The 3,260-nt window shown below is 37.8% G+C and carries 4 protein-coding genes; all 4 read left to right on the top strand.

The window, feature by feature from the left end; translation table 11 throughout:
• The first annotated feature begins 125 nt into the window (after window positions 1–125).
• The 4 genes from SPD53_RS19535 (at window position 126) to SPD53_RS19520 (ending at window position 3,112) form a co-directional block, all read left to right on the top strand.
• Window positions 126–668: a DUF6431 domain-containing protein gene (locus SPD53_RS19535; RefSeq protein ID WP_336253552.1), complete on the top strand. Its 543-nt coding sequence runs from the start codon at window positions 126–128 to the stop codon at window positions 666–668.
• Window positions 669–790: 122 nt separating this feature from the next.
• Window positions 791–2,065 (top strand): IS481 family transposase, encoded by a 1,275-nt coding sequence (locus tag SPD53_RS19530; RefSeq protein ID WP_336253551.1) that lies wholly within the window; start codon window positions 791–793, stop codon window positions 2,063–2,065.
• Window positions 2,058–2,858, top strand: coding sequence for an ExeA family protein (locus tag SPD53_RS19525; RefSeq protein ID WP_156858103.1), 801 nt, complete (start codon window positions 2,058–2,060; stop codon window positions 2,856–2,858). The genes SPD53_RS19530 and SPD53_RS19525 overlap by 8 nt, the downstream gene beginning before the upstream one ends.
• The gene (locus SPD53_RS19520; protein ID WP_156858104.1) at window positions 2,858–3,112 is read left to right on the top strand and encodes a hypothetical protein; all 255 of its coding nucleotides are present in this window, start codon (window positions 2,858–2,860) and stop codon (window positions 3,110–3,112) included. The genes SPD53_RS19525 and SPD53_RS19520 overlap by 1 nt, the downstream gene beginning before the upstream one ends.
• The last annotated feature ends 148 nt before the right edge of the window (window positions 3,113–3,260 follow it).

Below are 3,260 nucleotides of genomic sequence, written 5' to 3'. Positions count from 1 at the left end.
TGTAAAGCTCCACATTGTTCCATCTAAAACACTTGCTAATTGTTCAAATTCCTCCAGATTAAAAATAGACTTCCCTGCTATAATGTGCTAAGTTTTTTTCATATTAATAGAGGGGAGTTTTTTAATTGATTCATTTACATGATTTTAAGATTGATATTTTTCAATACGCGGCAAATGGAATAGAAAATGAGTTTCCTAGGTTAGATCGATGTCCGGGTTGTAATTGTTTCGCTCAGGGAAACATACATCGTCATGGTTATTACTGGCGATATGGTATTGAAGAAGATGAACATATACGACTACCGATTTGTCGTTATCTTTGCTTAGCTTGCGGCATCACCATTTCTATTCTGCCAAGTTTTTTGATTCCTTATTTTCAATATACATTATATATGATCTTTAAAGGGATTGAGCGCTATTTGAATGGGGATTTGCGTAGGGGTGGCCGGCAACTGCTAGAACAACATATCAAGCGGTTTTACAAAGGAATACATTGGATTCATAGCTATTTTGTGCACGAAGGGTATTCGAATGGGTTATCTAAAAACACTAAAAAAGAAGCCCTAAAATACAAGAAAATGATCCAAGATACTGGCATATCTTCCTTCTTTCAAAGGAGCTGGGGTCACTTATCATCATATTTTATGGGCACATTAATTTTACCATAATTTTCGTGATAAAAAAATAAAGACTGTCCCACATAACTTTTGCCTATGCAAGTATTGGCGAACAAAGTAGAATAAAAGCAATGGATAACCGGTTGTCCTTCTAATAAAAGGAGGCAAATCCAATGGATGAAAAAACGCGGGAAGAAATTGCTTTATTTCGTTATGGCTTGATTGCGCCGCTCTTTAATAAGCAAAGAGAACCAAAAGAGTATTTTCAAGAACTGGAAGGAAAAGTACATCAGGTACCCTATTATGGAGAACGAAAGGTTGCAGCGAAAACGATCCAAGAATGGCATTTAAATTACCGAAGAAATGGATTCGAGGCTTTAAAGCCGAAAAGACGGGCAGATCGTGGAGGTTCTCGCAGGCTCTCTCCAGATGATGAGGATCATATTCTCAAAATAAGAAAAGAAGAATATCTGCATATGCCAATAACTGTGTTCTACGAACAATTAATTCAACGTGGTGAAATTCAAAAGGATCATGTTTCTTATGCCACGATTAACCGATTATTAAAAAAACACAAGCTAGCTGGAAAGCATCATATGAGTTTTTATCCAGAAAGAGAGAGAAAGCGTTTTTCTCATGATAAAGTTAATGTATTATGGCAGGCAGATTTATCGCATGGTCCGTACATCCGAATGGAAGGGAAAATGAAGAAAACATTTCTTATTGCATACATCGATGATTGTTCAAGAATCGTACCTTACGCGGAATTTTTTTCTTCGGAGAAACTTGATGGCCTTCGAGAAGTAACAAAAGAAGCACTTCTGCGATATGGAAAACCGACGATGATTTATGCCGATAACGGAAAGATTTATCGATCAGAAACCCTGCAGTATGCCTGTGCGCAGTTGGGAATTACTTTAGTTCATACACAGCCATATGACCCTAAAAGTAAAGGGAAAATAGAGAGGCTGTTCAAAACGATTCAAACGAGGTTCTATCCATTATTAAAAAGTAATCCAGCCGATTCGCTGGAAGAGCTAAATGAAAGATTTGGGCGGTGGCTAGAGGAGGATTACCACCGGAAGCCACACGCCTCTCTTGATGGAAAGACACCCCATCAAGTATTTCAATCCCAATTAGATCATATCACATTTTTAGAGGATCATTCCATACTAGAGACAGTATTTTTAAAAAGAGCAAAAAGAGTCGTAAAATTAGATGGGACGATTACGTTGGATAAGAAATTATATGAAGTTCCCGCTTCTTTCATTGGTCAGAAGATTGATCTTCGACTCGATGATCGAGCGGTGTATGTGTTTGAAGATGGAAAAAAAGTAGCACAAGCGATAGCCGTTAACATGGAAGATAATGCGCATGTCAAACGAGCCCCATCCCCATTTGCGATAATGGATACGGTTCAACGGAAGGGAGAGACGGATCATGTATAAATCCTTTTATTCGTTGGCTAAGATGCCATTTACCAAAGAGATGAATCATGTGGATGCGTTTGAATCTACGATTTATCAAGGAGCATTAAATGGTTTAGCGTACTTACAAAAGTCGAAAGGAATCGGTTTAATTATAGGTGATCCTGGGGCTGGAAAAACATTTACATTACGAAGTTTTAAGGAGTCACTCAATCCATCTTTGTATCATGTCGTCTATTTTCCATTGTCTACTGGAGGAGTGATGGATTTTTACCGAGGGTTGGCTTATGGTTTAGGTGAAGAACCCAAATTCCGCAAAGTAGATCTATTTCGCCAGATTCAATCAGGCATTGAACAAATGGTGGAGGAACGTAAAATTACTCCAGTCTTCATTCTTGATGAAATGCACATGGCAAAGGATGCATTTTTACAGGATCTAGCCATTCTCTTTAACTTTCAAATGGATTCGACGAATCCATTTATTCTCATACTATCTGGTTTACCGCATTTAAAAACACGGTTAAATTTAAATCATCATCGACCATTGGCTCAACGTATTATCATGAGATATCAAATGCAAGCATTAAGCAAAGAAGATGTTTACGCGTATATAGAACACCATTTAAAGTTAGCGGGATCAAGAATACCAATATTCAGTCCTACGGCCATGGAAGCAATCGCGTTACGATCACAAGGTTGGCCCCGTATTATCAATACATTAACGACGAATTGTCTTTTATATGGAGCGCAACAGAAGAAAGAACAGATTGATGAAGAAATCGTGCGTCTGGCAGCTGAGGAAAGTGGTCTGTGATGAAAGAAGGAATCATGATTTCTAATCATAATGCCTGGCAGATATGGATTGGGCAAGAGGCTTTTATTGTGTATGAAGGGATGCCTGTAGAAATAAAATTCCAGAGCGACTATTTGAATTTTATTATTGGGAAGGACTACGATGATTGGTTTGTGATGTATAAGGGGTCAGTCGCATTTAATCTTCGCCACCCCGATGTTTACAAGATACGTGTGGCGCCCATTGAATTAATGAGAGAAGAAGATGTCTTTTGAAAGGCATCTTTTTTTCTTGAAATAGTAGAGAAATAGCGTGCATATTCTTTTTCACATATGAAATAAAGTGAAAATAATAGCACATTACCCCAGATAAACAGCTGAATTAGTTTGAAATAGATGACCTGGAATAATGTGCTAGTTTACA

Source organism: Oceanobacillus sp. MO10714A, assembly GCF_037072045.1.
GTDB lineage: Bacteria > Bacillota > Bacilli > Bacillales > Amphibacillaceae > Oceanobacillus > Oceanobacillus indicireducens.
The sequence above is the reverse complement of the archived record's forward strand: the minus strand, read 5'-3'. Positions and strand labels throughout refer to the sequence as shown.